Source organism: Rhizobium rhizoryzae (genome assembly GCF_011046895.1).
Taxonomy (GTDB): Bacteria; Pseudomonadota; Alphaproteobacteria; order Rhizobiales; family Rhizobiaceae; genus Neorhizobium; species Neorhizobium rhizoryzae.
Map to the genome: position 1 here is coordinate 360,449 of NZ_CP049249.1, position 21,330 is coordinate 381,778.

Here is a 21,330-nt window from a genome sequence, read left to right on the forward strand (position 1 = left end):
TGCCGAGCGCAAGTTTGATTGGCGGACTGTGTCACAACGGAGCGGAATACGTCAATCCAAAGATTATAACGTTATGTCTTTTATACCTTTAAAACGCGCGGAGGAGCCTCGCCAGGCGGGTCGCGCGAAAATCAGGAACCAGCCAAAAGGTTGCTTCACATTAGTTTGAGCAGAGCTGGTCTAACCGTTGTCGACGGCGGTTCCAAATGAGCCACGTATCTGGCGGGTCCTGTGTCTGGATCCGCGAAATCGGCAATGGGAGACCCACATGCCAGGAAAGGTTCATCTTGAAGTTTCGAGACGCGACCTACTTAAAACATCGGCCGCAACAATCGCGGCGACCGGAGTCGCCGGTGTTGGGGCGGCACAGCCTGCGGAAACCAAAATGAAATCATCTACCACCGTTTCTTTCACCGTTAACGGAAAAGCCGAGAAGCTGGAACTCGACAACCGTACCACGCTGCTGGATGCTCTGCGCGAGCACCTGCATTTAACGGGTACGAAGAAGGGCTGCGATCACGGCCAGTGCGGTGCGTGCACTGTTCTGGTCGATGGACAGCGTATCAATTCCTGTCTCTCGCTCGCCGTGATGCATGAGGGTGACGAGATCACCACAATCGAAGGTCTTGGCCAGCCAGGCGCTCTGCACCCCATGCAGACTGCTTTCGTGAAGCATGACGGCTTCCAGTGCGGTTATTGCACACCGGGGCAGATCTGTTCCTCGGTGGCGGTTCTTGAAGAGATCAAGGCTAACATCCCAAGCCATGTCACCAAGGATATGCAAGCCAAGGTGACTGCGACGCCAGAAGAGATCCGGGAGCGAATGAGCGGCAATATCTGTCGATGCGGCGCCTATTCGAACATCGTTGAAGCGATCACAGACGTCGCAGGGAGCCGCGCATGAAAGCCTTTACTTACGAGCGGGCGACTTCGGTGGAACAGGCTGCGTCGATGGCCGCTTCGAACCCGGACGCGCGGTTCATCGCAGGTGGCACGAACCTCCTCGATCTGATGAAACTTCAGATCGAAACGCCCCTGCATCTCATCGACATTAACCACGTCGGCCTCGACAAGATCGAACCGACGGATGACGGCGGTTTGCGCGTCGGCGCAATGGTGCGCAATACGGCACTCGCAGCCGATGAGCGCGTCAGGCGTGATTACTCGGTTCTAAGCCGAGCGCTTGTCGCAGGTGCTTCCGGTCAATTGCGCAACAAGGCAACGACGGCCGGCAACCTTCTCCAACGCACACGCTGTCCTTACTTTTACGATACGAACCAGCCGTGCAACAAGCGGCAACCAGGTAGTGGCTGTTCCGCCATTGGCGGCTTCTCACGGCAGCATGCAGTCGTTGGGACGAGTGAGGCCTGTATTGCAACGCATCCGAGCGACATGGCAATAGCGATGCGGGCGTTGGATGCAAAGGTTGAAACAGTTAAAGGTGACGGCACCCGCAGGTCGATACCGATTGCCGATTTTCATCGGCTACCGGGTGACACGCCGCACATCGAAACAAATCTCGAGCGCGGTGAATTCATAACAGCGGTTACCTTGCCCGCGCCGATTGGTGGAAAACACGTCTATCGTAAAGTTCGCGATCGCGCGTCCTACGCCTTTGCGCTGGTATCGGTCGCGGCGGTCGTCCAGCCGGATGGAACAGGCCGCTTTGCGATTGGCGGCGTGGCGCACAAGCCATGGCGTGTCGATGAGGCTGATGCACGGCTGAAAGCAGGTGCCAGAGAGGCGGCCAGAGCGGCATTGGCCGATGCGCGACCAACCGAGCAGAACCGTTACAAGCTCGACCTTGTCGAACGTACGCTGGGCGCAGCCCTGGCTGAAGCAAAGGGCTGAACAGATGAAATTCGAGAAACCAGCCGAAATGAACCCGATCGACCGGATGAAGGTCGTTGGTCAGCCGATCCGCCGTATTGACGGTGAGCTGAAGGTCAGTGGTCAGGCGAAGTATGCCTATGAATGGCATGACCCTGCCGGACTATATGCCTACGGGTACCCTGTCGGATCCGCCATCGCCAAGGGGCATATCCTTGCCATCGATAGTGAGGCGGCTCAGCGGGCGCCGGGCGTTCTCAAAGTGGTGACGAGCCTTGATGTCGGTGATCGCGAAAAGGGAAAATTCAATACGGCCAAACTGTTCGGCGGCAGCGAAATCCAGCACTACCATCAGGCGGTCGCAGTGGTGGTGGCGGAAACATTCGAACAGGCCAGAGACGCAGCCGCGCTGTTGAAGATCGAATATGCTGAAGAAGCCGGATGTTTCTCGCTCAAAGAGGCCAAGCCATCAGCCGTGAAGCCGAAAGATGCGGGTGGTTCCGAACCGGATACATCCGTTGGTGATTTCGCCGGTGCCTTCCGTTCGGCGGAAGTAACGCTTGACGAAGAGTATTCGACGCCCGACCAGTCCCACTCGATGATGGAGCCGCACGCTTCGCTTGCTGCCTGGGACGGCGACGAGTTGACGCTCTGGACCTCCAGCCAGATGATCGACTGGTGGCGCGGTGATCTGGCTACAACACTTGGCATAGACAAGGAAAAGATCACGCTCATGTCGCCTTTCATCGGCGGCGGTTTCGGTGGCAAACTTTTCTTGCGCGCTGATGCAGTTCTTGCAGCCTTCGCGGCCAAGGCAATCGGACGTCCGGTCAAGGTGGCGTTGCCGCGTCCCTTGATGGCCAACAATACCACGCATCGTCCGGCCACCATACAGCGCATCCGCATCGGGGCGTCCAAAGACGGCAAGATTTCCGCCATCGGTCATGAAAGCTGGTCAGGCGACCTCGCTGGTGGTCAGCCGGAAGCAGCAGTTATGCAGACACGTCTGCTTTACGCTGGCGAAAACAGAATGACGGCCATGCGGCTTGCCACCCTGAACCTGGCGGAAGGCAATGCCATGCGTGCGCCTGGTGAAGCGCCGGGATTGATGGCCCTTGAGATCGCAATGGATGAAATGGCCGAAAAGCTCGGCATGGATCCCGTTGCTTTCCGAAAGCTGAACGACACCCAGGTGGACCCGGAAAATCGAGAGCGTCCGTTCACGCAGCGCAATCTCAATGGATGTCTCGATCTCGGCGCTGAGCGCTTCGGTTGGCAAAATCGCGGCAAGCCTGGGTCTCGCACGGAGGGCAACGTGCTGATCGGCATGGGTGTTGCTGCCGCCTTCAGGAACAACCTGCTGCTTCCATCTGCTGCACGTGTTCGGCTCGATCAGAGTGGTATCCTGACGGTCGAGACAGACATGACGGACATCGGCACGGGCAGCTATACGATCATAGCGCAAACCGCAGCGGAAATGCTCGGGCTTCCGATCAACCGCGTGGCTGTGCATCTGGGCGACAGCCGTTTCCCGGTATCTGCTGGTTCAGGTGGGCAGTTCGGTGCGAACTGTTCGACCTCCGGCGTTTATGCCGCTTGCGTGAAGTTGCGCGAAGCAATCGCTGCCAAGCTCGGCTTCAATTCGGCAGATGCCGTGTTCGAGGATGGCCAGGTGCGACTCGGAAACCGCGCTGTGCCTTTGGCTGATGCGGTTGGTCCCGAGGGTCTGAACGGCGAGGACGGGGTTGAATGGGGCGATCTCTCGGAGACCCATCAGCAATCGACCTTCGGTGCGCACTTTGTCGAAGTCGGCGTCGACAGGTTTACCGGTGAAACCCGCATTCGCCGCATGCTGGCCGTCTGTGCGGCTGGCCGCATTCTCAATCCGGTCACTGCCCGGAGCCAGGTTATTGGTGCCATGACGATGGGTGTGGGTGGCGCGCTGACGGAAGAGCTTGCTGTCGACGAGCGTCGCGGCTTCTTCGTCAACCACGATCTGGCAGGCTACGAGGTGCCGGTTCACGCCGATATTCCGCATCAGGAAGTCATCTTCATGGAGGAGGCCGATCCCTATTCGTCACCCATGAAGGCGAAGGGTGTGGGCGAGCTCGGTCTTTGCGGCGTGTCTGCAGCGATTGCAAACGCCATCTATAATGCGACAGGCGTACGGTTGCGCCATTATCCGCTGACGCTCGACAAGATGTTGCACCAATTGCCTGAGGTGGCATGACTTAGAGACAATGGCCCGGCCTATCTTGGGACCGGGCCATTGTCTGTGCTGATCTTTCACGATCTCGGGTGTCCACCCGACACAACTGTCAGCTTCGTTTTTGCTCGAACAGGGCTTCAAATTTTTTGAGTTGTGGTTCCCGCAATTCACGCGCCTCATCGCGTGGCACGAACACTTTGAACATGGCGCGCCCCTGGTCGTTCATGAACCAGACGGAACACGAACGACGCCCATGGAAAGGTCGATCCACCAAAGCGATGCCGGAGCAGTTGGCCTTGCGGATATGTCCACCAATCGGGCTATCGCCGTGAATGTTGAACCAGCCATGGCTTTCGCTACCTTGTGGCAAGGGACCGTCAACTTCCAGAACGATATCGGACGTGTGGACGATGAAAAGAACATCGCCCCAAGAGGCAAGGTCTGACCAGACAGCGCCGAACTCTGCTGCCGGTAGCCGGATCACCGAACCAGCGGGAAGGACTGCGAGGACATCTGCAGGGCTGACGCCTGCCTGATCGGCCAGCGCTTCAATAACACCATCCGGTTTCTCGGCAAGCGCGGCACGTGCCCGCGCTAACCTTTCCTCATCAACAAGAGTATTGGCGCTCATGCAGCCTCCGCGCTTTTGCCGCTGCGGTCCTCATGAATAATAACCTCAAAGCCCTCGAAGTGCGGACCGGACAGATATTCCACCTTGCCTCGGTTCTGACCCGCACGCGCATGGGCCGCCCTGAATTGCTCGGATTTGGTCCAGGCAGTGAAATGCTCCGCAGTTTCCCAAACCGTATGGGACACATAGAGCGTGTGATCTTCTTGGCTGGCGCCCTTCAGCATATGAAATTCCATATAGCCGGGCATGGTTGAGAGATGCCGTTCACGCGTGCGCCAGATCTCTTCGAAGGCTTCTTCAAAGCCGGTCACGACACGGAAACGGTTCATGGCGATATACATTCTCGGTCCCTTTTAAGTGGTGTATTGCAGTCAAGATATATGTTGCCACGACGCCTGGGAAGTCCTAATAGTGGATTTTAACAGTCATGTTTAAGCGTGACTCTAAGTAGCAATCCGCACCCGGAGGATGATCGTGCTTCACCCGCGCATCAGCAGATTATTGTTGGCTCTCTTTGCAGTCCTGGCCAGCTTGAATATGACCGCTGCAGGCGCGCAAGAGAAAAAATCATTTCCGGAGGCAAAGCGGATCGTTTCCGTTGGAGGCACGGTCACGGAAATCCTTTATGCGCTGAATGCGCAGGAGCGGATCATCGCCGTTGATGCCACCAGCATCCATCCGCCGCAAGCGAGAGAAAAGGCGGATGTGGGCTATATGCGGGCCCTGTCTCCGGAAGGAATTATCGGGCAGAACCCGGACCTTATCCTGTTGCAGGAGGGTTCAGGCCCGCCGGATGCCATTTCCGTTCTCCGCGCAAGCGGCCTTCCAGTCGTTACAATCGCGTCAAAGCCGAACGCGCAGTCGGTTTCGCAGAAGATCCGAGATGTTGGTGCCGCGGTCGGCTTAGACACTCAGGCATCCGCCATCGCTGACAGGGTAGGCTCGCAGTTATATGCTGCGATTGCCGAAAACGCCAATCGCACCGCTGCAAAAAAGCGTGTCCTGTTCGTACTGTCGCTCGCGAACGGACGTGTGATGGTGGGCGGTAAAGATACGGAGCCCGCCGAACTCATCCGCATGGCAGGCGGCATCAATGCCGCCGAGCAGGTTTCGGGCTACAAGCCGATGACAGATGAGGCGATCATTGCCGCCAAGCCTGACTTCGTGTTGGTCATGGAGACCGGAAATCATCGTTTCACCCCCGAACAAGTATTTGAATTGCCTGCCTTCAAGTCGACGCCCGCCGGAGAGGCACGTGCTCTTCTTGGCATGGACGGGTTATTGTTGACGGGGTTTGGTCCACGCACACCCGATGCGGTTCGCCTGCTGGCCGCGAAACTGTATGGTGGGAGCCAGTAAAGTGGTTGAAGCGGCGCTGCGGCTTCTGAAGCTTCAGGAGACAGGCGATCGGTCTCGCCTTGGCTTCTTTACGCTGGTCGGCCTGACGATCCTGCTGCTTGCAGCCATAGCACTTTCGCTCGCAGTCGGCGCCACGGGTGTCAATCTCTGGCATGTCTGGCAATATGTGAACGGGCAGGGTTCTTCTCTTGCATTGCAGGAGCGCGTCGTGCTGGAAGCCGTCCGTCTGCCGCGAACCGCCCTTGCGATGCTGGTTGGCGCAGGTCTTGCCGTATCCGGCGCCATGATGCAGGGCTTGTTCCGCAATCCTCTTGCGGATCCCGGCGTCGTCGGGGTTACGTCGGGTGCAGCTCTCTTTGCCGTGATGGGTATCGTACTCGGAGGAGGGCCGCTGCTTGCGATATCAAGCGCTCTCGGCAGCCATTTTCTACCGTTCATGGCATTCCTCGGCGGGTTGCTGAACACCTGGCTGCTCTATCGGATCGCCACCAGCGGCGGCCAGACCCAGACGGCGACACTCATTCTTTCCGGGATAGCTGTCGGCGCCATTAGCGCCGCGCTCATGGGGGTGCTGATTTTCGTCGCAGACGATCGACAACTGCGCGACATAACGTTCTGGTCCCTCGGCTCGCTCAGTGGAGCGTCATGGGCGCGCGTTCTCTCTGTTCTGCCCTTTGTCTTCATGGTCGTCGCCATCACGCCGTCAGTTGCGCGCGGGCTCGATGCGCTGGTTCTGGGGGATGCAGCCGCGTTTCACATGGGGATCCGTGTGCAAAGGCTGAAGCGACTTATCGTTCTAGCCGTTGCCGCTGCCTGTGGTGCGACGGTTGCGGTGGCCGGTTCCATCGGCTTCGTGGGGATCATTGTCCCGCATCTTCTGCGAATGATCATCGGGCCGTCGCACCGCTTTCTTCTGCCAGCATCCGCGCTTGGTGGCGCTGTCCTTCTTCTGGTTGCCGATAGCGTTGCCCGTACTGTCGTCGCACCCGCGGAATTACCGCTTGGCATCATCACGGCTCTGTTCGGAGCTCCTGTCTTCCTTATGCTGTTGCTGGCGCGACGCGGCTCGGGGTCTGTCCTATGATCACGGTTCAAGCTTTGTCTGTCGAGCGCGCTTCGCGCTGTCTTCTGCACGACATCACACTGGATCTTCCGCATGGAAGCTTCACCGCTGTCATTGGTCCCAACGGTGCAGGCAAATCCACTCTCCTGAAGGCGATTACGGGCGAAATACCCGTCTCCAGAGGCGCGATCCGATACGGGACCGAAGACCTTGCAAAGCTGGATCCTCGGGCTCTGGCGCAGCGAAGGGCCGTGTTGCCGCAATCCCTCGATATTTCATTTCCATTCACGGTGCTGGAAATCGTCCGGATGGGCGCAGTCGCCTGTGGAGCCATGGAGCCTGATCGCGAAGCGGAAAAGGCCTTGATGAAGGTTGGTCTCGCAGGTTTCCAGCATCGTCTCTACCCGACACTTTCCGGTGGCGAACAGCAGCGCGTGCAGTTTGCGCGCACTCTGGCCCAACTTCCCTCAACCATCTGGCAGGGTGAGCCCAGAGCACTGTTTCTGGATGAACCGACCTCCAGCCTTGATCTGCGCCATCAGATCAGCGTGCTGGAAATCGCCCGTCGTTTTGCCCATGACGGTGGCATCGTAATGGCCATCCTGCACGATCTCAATCTCGTGGCTGAGTTCGCCGATCAAGTCGCTGTCCTGGATAGGGGAAGGCTTGTTTCGCTTGGCGATCGTTCGGCCACATTGACGGATGAGGTTATTGCGCCGGTCTATGGGATGTCGGGGGTTGTTGGGCGACTGCCAAGTGCCGACGTGCCATTTATTCTGCCCCAGGCGCGATATCGCTGAACCGGTGAACAACTGTCTTTTCGGGCATTCGGAGACATTACGAAAGAGCAGGGCGCGGCTCCCTTTCGAGCCGCGCCCCACTTGCTGTTTAGAAGCGCTGCGTCAGCGATATCTTGAAGCTGCGACCGGGTTCTGAATAGAATTCGCGGGCCTGCGTGTTGGCATTGCTGCGCACCGATGCGTAGTCGTAATAGGTCTTGTCGAACACATTGTAGACACCGGCATTGATGCGCAGTCCCTTTGTCTGTTCCGGCTCCCACCAGGCTGTCAGATCTACAAGGCCATAGCCATTCGTCGGGAAGTAGGTTCCGCCCTTACCATCGTCATCGCGGGATGCGCCAACGCCAATCAGGTCGACACCGACGCCCCATGTGGTGGTGTCGTAACCCAAGCTTGCCACCGCCTTCATAGGGGCCACGGAGCGGATGAACGTGTTGTTGTCCAGATCCTTGCTTCCCAAAGCAGCCAGGCTTGCACCAATGCGGAAGCCATTGTCGAATTTCTTCTGGCCGGACATTTCGAGGCCGTAGATTTCCGCGTCCGAGATGTTGCGGTACTGGGTGATTCCGCCTTGGCGATAGTCGGACAGGGAATAGCCAAGCACGGAAGCCTCTGCAGCCGTGAGACTCCGGCTATCGATGAAGTTCTGGTAGCGGTTGTAGAAGAGGCTCAGCCGCCCGCCGAGCCGGTCATCGCCCAGGTTCGCCCCGAGTTCGAAGCCCTGGCTGGTTTCGGATTCCAGTGAGGCATTACCAAGACGAAGATAGGTGCCTGATGCGCCGAAGCGGCTGTAAAGCTCACCGGCGGTCGGCGCCCGGAACCCCATGGCCCATTGCGCATAGAGTTCTGTGGCAGGCGCCAGATCGTAGGAGAGCCTGAGTTTCGGGGAGATGGCCGTGTCATCGAAGGAGCCGGGGAGGGACGGCTTGGACGCATTGCGAGCAAAGGCTGCCGTCATCTGCGGTTCGTAGCTCACCCAATCGAAGCGTACACCCGGTGTCAGGCGGAAACCGGATTGCCCCAGCACGATTTCATCGTCGATGTAAAAGCCGATACGATGACCGTCCACCTTGGGAGTATCAGCCTGGTTGGTGTGCAGGTTGTTGCAGGCGGTGGCAGCGCCCGTATAGACGCCACTGGCTGGCTTTGCCGGGCATGCGTCATAACCTGCCGAATATTGTTCGCTTGTCAGGCGAGCCAGATCGAAGCCGAATGTGAAGCGGTGCTCAAAGCCACCCAGATCGAGGCTCTTTTGAGCGGCCCCGATCAGGCCAAACTCTTTCTGATCCGTCGTATTCTCGCGCCCAATGGCACCAATGATGCTGGTGGAGCGATAGCCCCTATACCCATCCATGATGCCTAGCTTCTGATAGTAGAGCGATGCCCAAGCTGTGTCGACGAAGCTGTCATCGCTTTCGCTCTCGAACTTGTAGTCGATTGAAGCGCGGTCGCGATCATTGTCTTTCTGCGCATCATAGTTGCCGGGGCGGTAATTACCGTTCACCGCCTGCAAAGTGCGCATGTCGGTGTCGCGGTCCTTACGGTAGCGCTCCAGGGTCAATCCAATCGTATGTCCATCGGACATTTCCTGACGCAGTTTGAAGAGGAGGTTGTTTTCACTGAAATCAGACGGATTGGCCTGCGTCCGCGTGGCACCATAGTCATCTACATTGCCCGTCGTTTTCGTTTCATTCCCCTTGCGGTAGCTTCCCTGAAACAGGGCAGAGGTGCCGCCCATGCGGCCTGCGATGGCCGCTGCACCCTGCCAACTCTTGTCCGAACTGTCGTAGGTTGTCTTGGCAAGCCCACCCCAATTGCGACCTTCACCAATCAGATCTTCCGGTTCAAGCGTGCGATAGGCGAGAACGCCACCAAGCGCACCACCTCCGGCACGGCTGGAATCCGCTCCCTTCATGACATCGACCGCAGACAGAGCGCTGAAATTCACAGTGTCACTCCCGCCACTTGCGCCGCCACCAGTCAGGCCACGCGTGACATCGCTCAGGTAAGGCAGTGGAATGCCGTCGATTGTGGTCAGTACCCGACTTCCTTCCAGGCCACGAATGTTTACAGCGCCCGTCGTACGATTGAAATTGACACCGGGTTCGGCGACACGCCCCAGATCGGAAAGGCTGGTGATCTGCCTGGCGTCGAGCGCATCACGCTTCACCTCGCTGGTCAGCGGCGTATCGGTGGCGCTGCCTTTCGGAACTGCCCGCCGATCGCCCTTCACACTGACGCGGTCCAGCACCGTTTCCGCGGCAGGAATGTCCTGGGCGAACGCAGCCGTCATGAGGCTCACGGTGATAACGCTGGTGCACGCGAGCAGGTGGTGGGCGGAGCGGGTAAGCATCATAAACCTCTTCACAGCAATAGGGAGCGCGCACGCAAAAGCGGCCGCGCGAATGGCACGTCGATGTCGAGAAATTCGGGCAGCTATCCGCCGCCTTATTCTCGTCGAATAAAAAACATGAATATGATTGTCAAGTTATTTGTCTCTCGGAGAAGGTTCATCACCGAAGCATGACGATTGCTGCAAACGGTTTCCGGGTGACGGCGTCGATCTCGTGTGAGCGACGCTCCCGACTGGCCCAGGGTTGGGTGCATCAGCGGGATCAACAGAAATCTGTATGACATATCGAAATAACCTATTTGACAAGTTGCGCGATATTCCGCTAAATCTTGCATGACAACGATGGAGAAGCTCTCCACTCACTGCAGGTAGCTTATGATTATCACCGAAGTCTCCGCGCAGGTGTTCCGCACCACGACGCGCCGCCACTCAGATAGCGCCGGTCATGCGCATCCCGGTCCGCCGCATCAAGTCGAGCAGGCGATTTTGACCATACGAACTGAAGACGGGCAGGAGGGTCATTCCTTCACTGCGCCGGAAATCGTTCGTCCGCATGTCATCGACAAGTTCGTCAAGAAGGTTCTGATCGGACAGGATTACAGGGATCGAGAAAAGCTGTGGCAGGAACTGGCCCACTGGCAACGTGGTTCTGCCGCGCAGCTCACGGATCGGACGCTGGCTGTCGTCGATTGTGCACTTTGGGATCTCGCAGGCCGCGCGCTGAACACACCTGTATACAAGTTGATCGGCGCCTATCGTGACAAGGTCCTCGCCTACGGATCGATCATGTGCGGCGATGAACTGGAAGGTGGTCTTGCGACGCCGGAAGACTACGGACGTTTCGCGGAAACCCTCGTCAAGCGCGGTTACAAGGGCATCAAGCTGCATACATGGATGCCTCCGGTCAGTTGGGCTCCGGATGTCAAGATGGACCTCAAGGCCTGCGCCGCTGTGCGTGAAGCTGTCGGTCCGGATATCCGGTTGATGATCGATGCCTTCCACTGGTATTCGCGAACAGACGCCCTCGAACTTGGTCGCGGCCTGGAAAAGCTTGGTTTCGACTGGATCGAGGAGCCTATGGATGAGCAGTCGCTCTCCTCCTACAAATGGCTTGCGGACAATCTGGATATTCCCGTTGTCGGGCCCGAGAGTGCGGCCGGAAAGCATTGGCATCGTGCCGAATGGGTGAAAGCTGGCGCCTGCGATATCCTGCGGACCGGCGTCAACGATGTCGGCGGAATTACACCTGCATTGAAAACGATGCGTATGGCAGAGTGCTTCGGTATGGAATGCGAGGTGCATGGAAATACTGCCATGAACCTGCATGTCGTTGCGGCATCCAAGAACTGCCGCTGGTATGAGCGCGGTCTGCTGCATCCCTTCCTCGAATATGATGACGGGCACGATTACCTGAAATCACTCTCTGACCCGATGGACAGCGACGGCTTCGTTCACGTTCCCGATCGTCCGGGCCTGGGTGAGGACATCGATTTCGATTTTATCGCCAACAATCGCGTTCGCTGAGGTTGGCCATGAAAACAATCCTGGCCTTTGGTGATAGCCTGACCTGGGGTGCAGATCCCGTCAGTGGTTTGCGCCATCCCCCGGAATTCCGCTGGCCGAACGTGCTGCAATCCAAGCTCGGCGCCGGAGTTGAGGTCGTCACCGAAGGACTTGGCGGACGCACTACCTGCTACGATGACCACGCGGGTCCAGCCTGCCGCAATGGCGCCAAGGCGCTTCAAGTGGCACTTGCCAGCCATATGCCGCTGGATCTGGTGATCATCATGCTGGGTACCAACGACATCAAGCCAGCTCATGGAGGGCGGGCAGAAGCAGCCTATTCGGGACTGCGCAGGCTGGTGGAGATCGTCGAGACGTTTCCTTACAAGCCGCGCACGGCAAAGCCGAAGGTGCTGATCGTTTCACCGCCGCCCTGTGTTGCGGGGCCGGGTGGGGTCCCCGCCGGTGGCAGAAGCATCGCAGAGTCCGAGCGCCTGATGCCCCTGCTCCAGCAGGTGGCACGGGAAACCGGGGCGAGCTTCTTTGATGCGGGTTCAGTGATTTCAGCATCCGCTGCAGACGGGGTTCATCTGGATGGCCCGTCTACCGCATGTCTGGGAGCGGCGCTGGCGGATGTCGTCCAGCCACTTTTGTAACTGCTGTCTTTCCCGTGGAGGAACGGGTGGACGGATCGTTTTGACATGGCCCGCAGCGCATGCGGACAATTGGGAGGTAACATGAAACATTTCCTGGCAACTGCGGCGCTTGGTGCGCTTCTGCTCGGTGCGGCTCCGATTGCGGTTCTGGCGGAAACGCCCAAGGACCAATTGGTGGTCGCCACCACCATGAGCAATATTCTGACGCTTGATCCGGCGGCGATCACAGGCCGCGAAACGGTTCAGGTCCTGAACAACGTCTATGACACGCTCGTCATACTGTCGCCCGATGACCGTAGCGTAAAGCCACGGCTTGCAGAGCGCTGGGAGATTGCCGCAGATGGGCGCTCCATCCGGTTTCATCTGCGCAAGGACGCCAAGTTTGCATCCGGCAATCCGGTTACTGCTGCCGATGTTGCCTGGAGCCTCAAGCGTCTTCTCCAACGTAATCTTGCGCAGTCCTCGTTCCTGAAAACGCGCGGTTTCAAGCTGGATCAGGCAGACAAGCTTTTCGTCGTCGAGAACGATCAGACCTTCGTCTTGAACCTGCCGCAGGCGGACGACCCTGAACTGCTGCTGATGATTCTGGCTCAGAACGGCCCTGGCTCCATCATCGACAGCAAGACGGCGTTGAAAAACGAGAAGGACGGGGATCTGGGCGGCGCATGGTTGACGCTGAACTCCGCGGGCTCTGGCCCCTTTACCCTGACGCAGTGGAAGTCGAACGAGTACATTATTCTGACCCGCAACGACGCCTATTGGGGCCAGAAGGCTGCAATGCGCCGCGTTCTCATGCGCCATCTGCCAGAATCGCAGTCCCAGCGTCTGATGCTGGAAAAGGGTGATATCGACGTCGCCTATTCGCTTCAGGCGCCGGATCTTGCGGCACTGGACAAGGACAAGAACATCGTTATCCAGTCCACGCCCGGCTCCGGCTTCTACTACCTTGCCGTATCGATGAAAGATGAGCGGTTCGCCAACCGCAAAGTCCGGGAAGCGCTGCGCTATGTCATCGACTACAAGGGCATCAATGATGCGATCATGCCCTATTACGGTACGCTACATCAGCGCTCCTTGAGCACGGGTGTCATGGGTTCGCTGCCGGATCAGGGTTACACGCTGGACATTCCGAAGGCGAAAGCGCTTCTGGCTGAAGCTGGCTACCCCAACGGCTTCCAGACAACCCTGCGTGTGCTGTCTGAGGACCCGTTCCTGAAGGCCGCAACGGCTATCCAAAACACGCTGGGTCAGGCAGGAATCAAGGCTGATATCATCAGCGGATCCGGTGACCAGATCTACGGCGCCATGCGCGACCGCAAGTTTGAACTGCTGGTCGGTCGTGGCGGTGGTGGCCAACAGCCGCACCCGGACAACAACCTCCGATCCATGGCCTATAACCCCAATAATTCCGACGAAGCCAAGCTGACGAACTATCAAAGCTGGCGCACAAGCTTCTTCGATGAAAAGCTGAACAAGATGATCGAGGGGGCGCTTGTCGAACGGGACAAGGCAAAGCAGGCCAAGCTTTATGAAGAGCTTCAGGTCTATATGGACGAGCTCGTGATGCCGATCCAGCCATTCTCCGAAGTCATCGATACGTCCGCCTATCGCGCTGACGTGAAGGGAATGATTGTCAGCCCCTGGCTCTCGCGCTTCGAGGGTGTCACCAAAGCGAGATAACCCGCCTGTAACCTCCTCCCGGGCGGACATCGAGGGAGCACGTGGTGACACGTGCTCCCTTTCGCGTTCAATATGACCTTCTCTTGCTATAGTCTGTGGCGACCGGAATGGAGACCAGAACCGCATGCCGCATATCCCGATGATCGATTACGCCACTGCACCGGACCACATTCGGGAAGCGCATGATGAGGAAATCAGGCTTCGCGGGCGCATGACCAACATGAAGCGAACGCTTCTCCATTCACCACAGGCACACCGGATTTATGCAGAATGGTTCACCTTGCGGGAGGAGCTTCTGCCAGCGGTGGATGATCGCGCGATACAGGTGTTCTGCAAGGCCATTTCCGAAGAAGTCGGCTCAAAAATAGCCGTCACTTTCTTCCGGCGCGCGCTCATCCAGTCGGGTGCCGATCCCGATGCGCTGGAATTGCGCGAAGAGGATCGCTTACTCAATGACTTCGGGCGGGCAATCGTGCGTAACTCGAAGGACATTCCGCCGGATATCTGGGCCGCTCTCAAGATCCGATACCAGAACAAGACGCTAGTCGACCTTGTTGCGCTGGCTGGCATCATGCTGGCGACGGCTGTCTTCAATAATGTCGTGGAAGTTCCGTTCGATGCCGAACTGGAACCCTTTGCAGCGCCGGATTGAAACGAAATCAGAAGGGCAGGGGCTTAGGCCCGCCCCTCATAGGCAAGGGAGGCCCCAACCAGTTCGCGAGCATAGGGATGGGTTGCGCGATTTTCCGCAATCGCGTCCCGCGGCAGGATTTCCGTCACCTCACCCTTCAGCATGACTGCAAAGCGGTCACACATATGGTCGACGACGGCCAGATCATGCGTGACCATGATGTAGGTAAAGCCGCGTTCCTTCTGCAGACGCTGCAGCAGATTGAGGATTTCTGCCTGCACGGAAACATCCAGCGCCGAGGTCGGCTCATCCAGCAGCAGCAGGGAGGGTTCAAGGATCAGGGCACGCGCAATGGCAACACGTTGCCGCTGGCCGCCCGAGAGTTGATGGGGGAAACGGTCGAGGAACGCGATCGGCAAACCGACATCCGTGATTGCCTTGCGCATGCGCTCTTCACGGTCACCAAGCTTGTGAATGACGAGCGGTTCGTGCAGCACGGTGCGGACCGATTGGCGCGGATGGAGCGACCCGTAGGGATCCTGAAACACCATCTGCAACATGCGGCATCGCTGGATAAGCGGGATATCTCTGACCGATCGACCGTCGATCAGAATCTCACCTTTCCAGAAATCGGTGAGCATGCTGATGCAGCGGAGAACGGTGGATTTTCCAGACCCGGATTCGCCCACAAGGCCGAAACATTCGCCCGGGTTTACGCTGAACGAGACATCCGGCAGAACCTTGACGGCAGCAGGACCATCGCCGAACGAGATCGAAAGATTTTTGACGTCGACAGTAACGGACATCAGGCCTTTTCCTCCAGCCATTCCGGTTTGCGATCAAGCACGGCCAGGGGCTTGCGCGGGCCGCCTATGCGCGGCTGCGCCGCAAGAAGGCCTTGAGTGTAGGGATGTTGCGCGTGCTCAAGTTCACTTGCCTTCAGGCTTTCCACGACACGTCCCGCATACATGATGAGGACGCGATCACAGAAGTTGCGTACGAGATTGAGATCGTGGCTGATCATGATCAGGCCGATGCCTCGGTCGCGTACCAGGCCGTCCAGAATATCGAGAACCTGAAGCCGGACGGTCACGTCCAATGCCGATGTAGGCTCATCGGCAATGACCAGATCAGGATCCGCCAACAACATCATGGCAATCATGACGCGTTGGCCCATGCCGCCGGAAATTTCATGCGGATATTGTTGGAAGACGCGTTCGGCATCCCGGATCTTGACTGCCTCCAGCATCGCGATTGCCTTGTCCCGTGCCTCGCTGCGAGTACACCGAAAATGTCTGAGATAGGTTTCAGCCACCTGATCGCCGACGCGACGGATAGGATTGAGCGAGAACTTCGGATCCTGCAGGATCATCGACATGCGCCGCCCGCGAACCTTGAGCATTTCCTTCTCCGAAAGCTGCAAGAGATCCAGTTCCTCGAAGCGTAAACGGTCGGCCGTGATTGTTGCGCCGGGCAGAAGCCTGAGCAGCGCCCGGCCGACCGTCGATTTGCCCGAGCCGGATTCGCCGACAATGCCAAGCCGCTCTCGTCCGAGCGTGAAGGAAACACCACGTACCGCTTCGGTTTCCGCGCCTGCATAGCGGATCCGCAGATTTTCCACGTCCAATACGGTGTTCATGGATCTATCTCCGGTTCATCTGCTTGGGATCCAGCGCATCGCGCAGCCCATCGCCCAGAAGGTTGAAGGCAAGGCTGACACACAAGATGGCGAGGCCCGGGAAGGTGACGAGCCACCAGTTATCCAGCATGTAGCGACGGCCTGTTGCGATCATGGCGCCCCATTCTGGCATCGGCGGTTGGGCGCCGAGCCCCAGAAAGCCCAGGCCTGCAGCCGTCAGAATGACAGTCGCCATGTTCAGCGTCAGTCGAATAAGCACCGATGGCAGACACATGGGCATGATGGATTTCACGATGATCCTCATAGGCGAGGCACCCTGAAGCCGCGCAGCCGCAATGTAGTCCGCCTTTCGGAAGGTCATCGCTTCAGCGCGGGCAAGACGCGCAATCGGCGGCCATGAGGTCAAGGCAATTGCGATAATGGCATTATTCAAACTTGGGCCAAGCGCTGCGACGAAAGCGAGCGACAGGATAAGGCTCGGGAAAGACAAGAAGATGTCGGTGATCCGCATCATCACGGTGTCGAACTTTCCGCCGAGATAGCCGGAAGCTGCGCCGATAAGCAGGCCGATGGGGCCGACGATGATCGAAACAAGGAAGATGATGGTGAGCGTTATCCGTGCGCCAAAGATGAGGCGGCTGAAGATATCGCGTCCCAGTTCGTCCGTGCCGAACAGATGGCCGTTGCCGGGTGCCTTGAGCGTATTCGCCAGGTTCTGGACATAAGGGTCATGCGTGGCAATGATCGGTGCAAACACCGCGGCTAGGATGAGCACAGATATGACAAACAGACCAAAGGCCGAGGTGGGACTGCGCACCAGGAAGCGCAATATATTTCTGAGCGCATTCAGCCATTCAGGCATACGAAGCGATTGTGTGGAGGCACTCATCAGCGGGTTCTCGGATCAAAGACGCGGTATAGGATATCGGCGAGCAGATTGAGGCCGATGAAGATGACACCGACAATCAGAACGCAGGTCATTACAGCGTTCATGTCGCCAATGATCAGGTTGCTGGTCAGGTATTGGCCGAAGCCCGGCCAGGCGAAGACAGTTTCGATCAGCACAGCGCCTTCCAGTAGCGAACCATAGGCCAGGGCAATGATTGTGACCAATTGAACCCGAATATTCCCGAAGGCATGCAGCCAGATCGTTTGCGCTTGCGAAAGGCCTTTGACGCGCGCCGTAGTGACGTATTCCTGTCCAAGCTGATCCAGCATGAAACTTCGAGTCATGCGGGTGATGTAGGCTGCCGACGAATAACCAAGCAGCGACGCTGGCAGGATGAGATGGTTCAAGGCGGACCAGAAGACATCCATTTCACCGGCAAGCAGACTGTCAATCAGCAGGAAGCCCGTGCGATCCTCGACAAGACCGATGTAGAACTGGTCCATACGACCGCTACCACCGACGAGGCCCAGGTGAGCGTAGAAGATGATCAGCGCAATCATGCCGGTCCAGAAGATGGGCATTGAATGCCCCATCAGGCTCACGACGCGGATTGCATGGTCCGGCCAGCGATCTTTTTTGACTGCCGCGAGAACTCCCATCGGTACACCCAGCGCCGCGCCGATGATGATGGCGAAGGTCGCAAGCTCGATGGTGGCGGGCATCACATGAATGATGTCCTGAATGACCGGCTGACCTGTTCGGATGGAGGTGCCGAAATTGCCGGAAAAGATATCTCTCAGATAATAGATGAACTGCTCCCAAAGCGGCCGGTCAAAACCGAGCGACCGATAGACCTGCTCGTAGGTCTCCCGGGTGGCATCTTCACCGACAATGGCGCGGACTGGATCAGCCGGCATGAGCCGGCCGATGAAAAAGGTCAGCATCAACAGGCCAAGCAGGGTGACTGCAATGCTGCCGATCTGACCCGCAGCGCCGGTAAGGCGCGGGCGATTGAATGACATTCTTCCTCCAGACGGCCTCCGCGCTCCGTCGGGGGCCATATCCTGTCAGACAGGTTTGATTGAACCTGTCACAGGAGGGGCATCATGTCAAGCGAGCCTTAGAGGTCTCGCAAATGTCAGACAGACAGAAAATCGTCGCGCCGCGGGGTGAAGCAATCGATGAGTTCACCTTGCTCAAGACACTGGCATCCGTGTTCAACATTGCCGGGGATGACAAGACTGTCACCCGGATTGAGGAGAATGGCTTCACCGTCACGGAAGAAGCGGAATTTTCCGCTCGCGACATAGGTGGACTGGACATGTGGATGACTGTGCAACTTGCCTTCAGCGCCCTGGTCAAAACGGAACGAGACCACCATCAGTTCAGCGTTTTCGGACAGCACGCGACGCGTGACGCCGGGATCGGGATAGGCAGCTGGAAATACGGGCAGGGACATGGATACCTCAATCAAGTTATGGTCAACTTACCATACATGCCCGTTATCCTGTGTGACAAGCTCTATTGCCGAACCTCGGCGTGCGCACTTGTCTGCGAACGCAGCAGAGCCCGGTATCGTTCAAGACTGCCCTTGAGGTGAGCGCGCATATGAGCCCGCGCTGCTTCAGGGTCGCCCTCGATGATTGCATCGACGATCATTGCATGCTCCTGCTGGAGATGCTGATTGTAATCCTTTGGCCTTGCTCCAGGAGGAGAACCCTGCAAATCGCCACGGGGTATGATTCCCGTACGGATCAATTGAAGGAATTCCGGGAAACGCCTGTTCTGGGTTGCCTGTGCAATCGCCATATGGAAGTTGAAATCGGCATCACGGGTCGGGGCGCCGGAACCCAGGCACTCACCGACAATGCGATGCACCTCCACAATGTCTTCAATCTGCGTAGCGGAGCGTCTGGACGCAGCAAGCGCCGCGGCCTCGACCTCGAAGACTGTGCGCAATTCCAGAAGTTCGATCACCGATGAAATCCGCTCAGTGGTCAGATCGTGGAAGGGTTGTTCAACAACAGGAGCAGCGGCAAGGGCGAAAACTCCGGCACCTTTGCGTGCCTCCACCAAACCATCGGCGCGCAAGATCGCGATAGCTTCGCGTACAACGGTTCGGCTGACAGAATACTCCCGCGTGAGCGTGCTCTCACTTGGGAGACGGTCCCCTGCGCGAAACACGCCGTTCACGAGATCGCGGCGCAGCGCTGAACTGATCCGGAACGCCAGAGATTTGTTCTGCGCTTCCGCAGGCATTGCTTCCAGATCCATCGGCTTCCCCTTCCGGCGCGTACTTGTCAGGCATGTTTACGCGAGGAGGGCACGGCTGCCAAGATGCAGGGCCGGATAAGATGTACGGAGGCGAGGCTTCAGATCGCCGCAAGCTCGCGAAGATGCTCAGCGGTCGTCGTCGGAAAGCCGAAGAATTCGAGATAGGCAGGGATCTGCTCAAACAGCATATCGACCCCGACCTGGAAATCGCAGCCGCGTGCTCGAACGGCGGCCAAGAACGGCGTGATCTCCTGTTTCAGTACAACTTCCCCGACGAAGGCGTCAGGAGAAATTCGCTCGACCTCAAAGGGCAGGGGATCACCATCCTTCATTCCAAGCGGCGTCGCATTCACGACGATATCAAAGCCTGTTGGGTCGTTTGAACCGGTCAAGACTTTCAGTTCTGGATAATGGTGGCGGAGGCGCTCAGCAAGTTCGCGCATCATGGCGGCATGAGTATCGAATATGCAAATCTCTGCCACGCCAGCATGGGCAAGTGAGGCGGCAATAGCGCTGCCGACGCCGCCCGCCCCGGTGATGATGGCGCGTTTTCCTAGGATTTGCCGACCATGGCGCAGAACGCCGCGCACGAAGCCCTCGCCGTCGAACATATCACCAATCAGGCGCCCATCTTCGGCAATCCTGACGGCATTGCAGGCACCGGCCACTTCGACGTTCTTGGACACCTCATCAAGGAGCCCAACCGTCGTGATCTTGTGCGGCATGGTGATGAGCGCGCCGTGGATGTTGGAAAGCCGGAAGACGAGTTTGAGGAACTCAGGATAGTCTTCCGGTCGACATCCCATCGGCACAACAGCAGCGTCGATGCCGCTTGCCTCAAAATAGGGGTTGTAGATCAGCGGCGCCTTGAAGGTATGGGTCGGATAGCCGAGATGCGCGATGAGTTTCGTATTGCCGTTGATCATCGGCGTTCACCTTGAATTCTTGATGTTCAGGTCCTGTGTGATCCTGATCGAGGGTCGAGTTGCATCGCGCCGGAAAACTGGTCCCGACGTCAGTGACTGAGTGGAATGATGGTCCAGATCGTGTCGGTCAGTGACCGAGAATTTCGCCGAGGAATTTCCGCGTTCGCTCGTGTTTTGGATTCGAGAAGAATTCGGCGGGCGGCGCCTCTTCAACGATCGCTCCGCTGGCCATAAAGATGACGCGGTCCGCGACCTGACGGGCAAAGCCCATTTCGTGCGTGACGCAGATCATCGTCATCCCTTCATCAGCGAGCGCAATCATCGTATCCAGAACCTCCTTTACCATCTCGGGGTCGAGGGCGGAGGTCGGCTCATCGAACAGCATCACCTTCGGGCGCATGCAAAGTGCGCGGGCTATGGCCACACGCTGCTGCTGGCCGCCCGAAAGCTGCGCCGGATATTTATCTGCCTGCTCGGCGATCTGAACCCGCGCCAGCAATTGCCGAGCGCGGCTTTCTGCCTCGGATCTGCTGACTTTCAAGGCGCGCATGGGTGCCAGCATGCAGTTTTCCATCACGGTGAGATGCGGAAAAAGATTGAACTGCTGGAAAACCATGCCGACTTCACGGCGCACCGCATCGATACTTTTGGCCTCATGGCCAAGCACCATGCCGCCGACCTTGATCTGGCCTTCCTGATAGGATTCCAGGTGATTGATGCAGCGAATGAGCGTCGACTTTCCACTGCCAGAAGGGCCGCAAAGAACTATCTTCTCCCCCTTGTTGACCGTGATGTTCACGTCCTTCAAGGCCTGGAAAGCGCCATACCATTTCGCAACGCCCGTCATGCTGATCATGGGCACTGTGCCGGTCGTATCGATCAAAGTG

Annotated in this window: 21 protein-coding genes; 10 read left to right on the forward strand and 11 right to left on the reverse strand. The window is 57.9% G+C overall.

Annotation, left to right across the window (positions count from 1 at the left end):
- Positions 1-268 precede the first annotated feature (268 nt).
- The 3 genes from paoA to paoC are packed head-to-tail and all read left to right on the forward strand — an operon-like array spanning position 269 to position 4,060.
- Complete coding sequence (gene paoA / locus G6N80_RS02500; protein WP_062556674.1) at positions 269-904, forward strand: aldehyde dehydrogenase iron-sulfur subunit PaoA; 636 nt, start codon at positions 269-271, stop codon at positions 902-904.
- Complete coding sequence (locus tag G6N80_RS02505) at positions 901-1,851, forward strand: FAD binding domain-containing protein (RefSeq protein ID WP_062556673.1); 951 nt, start codon at positions 901-903, stop codon at positions 1,849-1,851. The genes paoA and G6N80_RS02505 overlap by 4 nt, the downstream gene beginning before the upstream one ends.
- A 4-nt stretch (positions 1,852-1,855) precedes the next feature.
- A complete protein-coding gene (gene paoC / locus G6N80_RS02510; protein ID WP_165131037.1) occupies positions 1,856-4,060 on the forward strand; it encodes an aldehyde oxidoreductase molybdenum-binding subunit PaoC in 2,205 nt (734 codons plus the stop codon).
- An 88-nt stretch (positions 4,061-4,148) separates the two neighbouring features.
- On the opposite strand, the gene hutX is transcribed toward paoC, so the two are convergent.
- On the reverse strand, positions 4,149-4,670 hold the full coding sequence (gene hutX / locus G6N80_RS02515) for a heme utilization cystosolic carrier protein HutX (protein WP_165131039.1): 522 nt from the start codon (positions 4,668-4,670) through the stop codon (positions 4,149-4,151).
- Positions 4,667-5,011, reverse strand: coding sequence for a heme-degrading protein HmuQ (hmuQ, locus tag G6N80_RS02520; RefSeq protein WP_165131041.1), 345 nt, complete (start codon positions 5,009-5,011; stop codon positions 4,667-4,669). The genes hutX and hmuQ overlap by 4 nt, the downstream gene beginning before the upstream one ends.
- Positions 5,012-5,174: 163 nt before the next feature.
- Between hmuQ and G6N80_RS02525 the strand changes: the two genes are divergently transcribed.
- The 3 genes from G6N80_RS02525 to G6N80_RS02535 are packed head-to-tail and all read left to right on the forward strand — an operon-like array spanning position 5,175 to position 7,892.
- Positions 5,175-6,029, forward strand: coding sequence for a heme/hemin ABC transporter substrate-binding protein (locus tag G6N80_RS02525; protein WP_246251384.1), 855 nt, complete (start codon positions 5,175-5,177; stop codon positions 6,027-6,029).
- Entirely contained in the window at positions 6,013-7,113 is a 1,101-nt protein-coding gene (locus G6N80_RS02530) for a FecCD family ABC transporter permease (RefSeq protein WP_062556668.1), read from the forward strand. Before G6N80_RS02525 ends, G6N80_RS02530 begins: the two co-directional genes overlap by 17 nt.
- On the forward strand, positions 7,110-7,892 hold the full coding sequence (locus tag G6N80_RS02535) for a heme ABC transporter ATP-binding protein (protein WP_165131045.1): 783 nt from the start codon (positions 7,110-7,112) through the stop codon (positions 7,890-7,892). Before G6N80_RS02530 ends, G6N80_RS02535 begins: the two co-directional genes overlap by 4 nt.
- An 88-nt stretch (positions 7,893-7,980) precedes the next feature.
- Here G6N80_RS02535 and G6N80_RS02540 read toward each other — a convergent pair whose 3' ends face one another.
- Positions 7,981-10,248: a TonB-dependent hemoglobin/transferrin/lactoferrin family receptor gene (locus G6N80_RS02540; protein ID WP_343048683.1), complete on the reverse strand. Its 2,268-nt coding sequence runs from the start codon at positions 10,246-10,248 to the stop codon at positions 7,981-7,983.
- A 372-nt stretch (positions 10,249-10,620) separates the two neighbouring features.
- On the opposite strand from G6N80_RS02540, the gene G6N80_RS02545 reads away from it, so the two are divergent.
- The 4 genes from G6N80_RS02545 (at position 10,621) to G6N80_RS02560 (ending at position 14,736) form a co-directional block, all read left to right on the forward strand.
- Positions 10,621-11,769 carry a mandelate racemase family protein gene (locus tag G6N80_RS02545; RefSeq protein ID WP_062556665.1) on the forward strand — a complete coding sequence of 383 codons (1,149 nt, stop codon included), beginning with the start codon at positions 10,621-10,623 and terminating at the stop codon, positions 11,767-11,769.
- Between the two features lie 8 nt (positions 11,770-11,777).
- Positions 11,778-12,404, forward strand: coding sequence for an SGNH/GDSL hydrolase family protein (locus G6N80_RS02550; RefSeq protein WP_165131047.1), 627 nt, complete (start codon positions 11,778-11,780; stop codon positions 12,402-12,404).
- Positions 12,405-12,485: 81 nt separating this feature from the next.
- A complete protein-coding gene (locus G6N80_RS02555; protein WP_062556663.1) occupies positions 12,486-14,084 on the forward strand; it encodes an ABC transporter substrate-binding protein in 1,599 nt (532 codons plus the stop codon).
- Positions 14,085-14,208: 124 nt separating this feature from the next.
- Positions 14,209-14,736 (forward strand): carboxymuconolactone decarboxylase family protein, encoded by a 528-nt coding sequence (locus G6N80_RS02560; RefSeq protein WP_165131049.1) that lies wholly within the window; start codon positions 14,209-14,211, stop codon positions 14,734-14,736.
- A gap of 23 nt (positions 14,737-14,759) precedes the next feature.
- On the opposite strand, the gene G6N80_RS02565 is transcribed toward G6N80_RS02560, so the two are convergent.
- The 8 genes from G6N80_RS02565 to G6N80_RS02600 form a co-directional block, all read right to left on the reverse strand.
- Complete coding sequence (locus G6N80_RS02565) at positions 14,760-15,521, reverse strand: ABC transporter ATP-binding protein (RefSeq protein ID WP_165131051.1); 762 nt, start codon at positions 15,519-15,521, stop codon at positions 14,760-14,762.
- Positions 15,521-16,354: an ABC transporter ATP-binding protein gene (locus G6N80_RS02570; RefSeq protein WP_165131053.1), complete on the reverse strand. Its 834-nt coding sequence runs from the start codon at positions 16,352-16,354 to the stop codon at positions 15,521-15,523. Before G6N80_RS02570 ends, G6N80_RS02565 begins: the two co-directional genes overlap by 1 nt.
- A 4-nt stretch (positions 16,355-16,358) precedes the next feature.
- Positions 16,359-17,243 carry an ABC transporter permease gene (locus G6N80_RS02575; RefSeq protein WP_156379324.1) on the reverse strand — a complete coding sequence of 295 codons (885 nt, stop codon included), beginning with the start codon at positions 17,241-17,243 and terminating at the stop codon, positions 16,359-16,361.
- Positions 17,243-18,265: an ABC transporter permease gene (locus tag G6N80_RS02580; protein ID WP_062556658.1), complete on the reverse strand. Its 1,023-nt coding sequence runs from the start codon at positions 18,263-18,265 to the stop codon at positions 17,243-17,245. Before G6N80_RS02580 ends, G6N80_RS02575 begins: the two co-directional genes overlap by 1 nt.
- Positions 18,266-18,381: 116 nt before the next feature.
- A complete protein-coding gene (locus tag G6N80_RS02585; RefSeq protein ID WP_062556657.1) occupies positions 18,382-18,702 on the reverse strand; it encodes a cupin domain-containing protein in 321 nt (106 codons plus the stop codon).
- A 62-nt stretch (positions 18,703-18,764) separates the two neighbouring features.
- Positions 18,765-19,517 carry a FadR/GntR family transcriptional regulator gene (locus G6N80_RS02590; protein WP_062556656.1) on the reverse strand — a complete coding sequence of 251 codons (753 nt, stop codon included), beginning with the start codon at positions 19,515-19,517 and terminating at the stop codon, positions 18,765-18,767.
- Between the two features lie 98 nt (positions 19,518-19,615).
- Entirely contained in the window at positions 19,616-20,443 is an 828-nt protein-coding gene (locus tag G6N80_RS02595; protein WP_165131055.1) for a shikimate dehydrogenase family protein, read from the reverse strand.
- A 127-nt stretch (positions 20,444-20,570) separates the two neighbouring features.
- Positions 20,571-21,299, reverse strand: a complete 729-nt coding sequence (locus G6N80_RS02600; protein WP_165132296.1) for an amino acid ABC transporter ATP-binding protein — start codon at positions 21,297-21,299, stop codon at positions 20,571-20,573.
- Positions 21,300-21,330: the final 31 nt, after the last annotated feature.

What these genes read in the sequence shown, in the direction of transcription:
- paoA (WP_062556674.1), top strand. Translation starts at nt 269, where the DNA reads ATGCCAGGAAAGGTTCATCTTGAAGTTTCGAGACGCGACCTACTTAAA.
- G6N80_RS02505 (WP_062556673.1), top strand. Translation starts at nt 901, where the DNA reads ATGAAAGCCTTTACTTACGAGCGGGCGACTTCGGTGGAACAGGCTGCG.
- paoC (WP_165131037.1), top strand. Translation starts at nt 1,856, where the DNA reads ATGAAATTCGAGAAACCAGCCGAAATGAACCCGATCGACCGGATGAAG.
- hutX (WP_165131039.1), bottom strand. Translation starts at nt 4,670, where the DNA reads ATGAGCGCCAATACTCTTGTTGATGAGGAAAGGTTAGCGCGGGCACGT.
- hmuQ (WP_165131041.1), bottom strand. Translation starts at nt 5,011, where the DNA reads ATGTATATCGCCATGAACCGTTTCCGTGTCGTGACCGGCTTTGAAGAA.
- G6N80_RS02530 (WP_062556668.1), top strand. Translation starts at nt 6,013, where the DNA reads ATGGTGGGAGCCAGTAAAGTGGTTGAAGCGGCGCTGCGGCTTCTGAAG.
- G6N80_RS02535 (WP_165131045.1), top strand. Translation starts at nt 7,110, where the DNA reads ATGATCACGGTTCAAGCTTTGTCTGTCGAGCGCGCTTCGCGCTGTCTT.
- G6N80_RS02540 (WP_343048683.1), bottom strand. Translation starts at nt 10,248, where the DNA reads ATGATGCTTACCCGCTCCGCCCACCACCTGCTCGCGTGCACCAGCGTT.
- G6N80_RS02545 (WP_062556665.1), top strand. Translation starts at nt 10,621, where the DNA reads ATGATTATCACCGAAGTCTCCGCGCAGGTGTTCCGCACCACGACGCGC.
- G6N80_RS02550 (WP_165131047.1), top strand. Translation starts at nt 11,778, where the DNA reads ATGAAAACAATCCTGGCCTTTGGTGATAGCCTGACCTGGGGTGCAGAT.
- G6N80_RS02555 (WP_062556663.1), top strand. Translation starts at nt 12,486, where the DNA reads ATGAAACATTTCCTGGCAACTGCGGCGCTTGGTGCGCTTCTGCTCGGT.
- G6N80_RS02560 (WP_165131049.1), top strand. Translation starts at nt 14,209, where the DNA reads ATGCCGCATATCCCGATGATCGATTACGCCACTGCACCGGACCACATT.
- G6N80_RS02565 (WP_165131051.1), bottom strand. Translation starts at nt 15,521, where the DNA reads ATGTCCGTTACTGTCGACGTCAAAAATCTTTCGATCTCGTTCGGCGAT.
- G6N80_RS02570 (WP_165131053.1), bottom strand. Translation starts at nt 16,354, where the DNA reads ATGAACACCGTATTGGACGTGGAAAATCTGCGGATCCGCTATGCAGGC.
- G6N80_RS02575 (WP_156379324.1), bottom strand. Translation starts at nt 17,243, where the DNA reads ATGAGTGCCTCCACACAATCGCTTCGTATGCCTGAATGGCTGAATGCG.
- G6N80_RS02580 (WP_062556658.1), bottom strand. Translation starts at nt 18,265, where the DNA reads ATGTCATTCAATCGCCCGCGCCTTACCGGCGCTGCGGGTCAGATCGGC.
- G6N80_RS02585 (WP_062556657.1), bottom strand. Translation starts at nt 18,702, where the DNA reads ATGTCCCTGCCCGTATTTCCAGCTGCCTATCCCGATCCCGGCGTCACG.
- G6N80_RS02590 (WP_062556656.1), bottom strand. Translation starts at nt 19,517, where the DNA reads ATGGATCTGGAAGCAATGCCTGCGGAAGCGCAGAACAAATCTCTGGCG.
- G6N80_RS02595 (WP_165131055.1), bottom strand. Translation starts at nt 20,443, where the DNA reads ATGATCAACGGCAATACGAAACTCATCGCGCATCTCGGCTATCCGACC.
- G6N80_RS02600 (WP_165132296.1), bottom strand. Translation starts at nt 21,299, where the DNA reads ATGATCAGCATGACGGGCGTTGCGAAATGGTATGGCGCTTTCCAGGCC.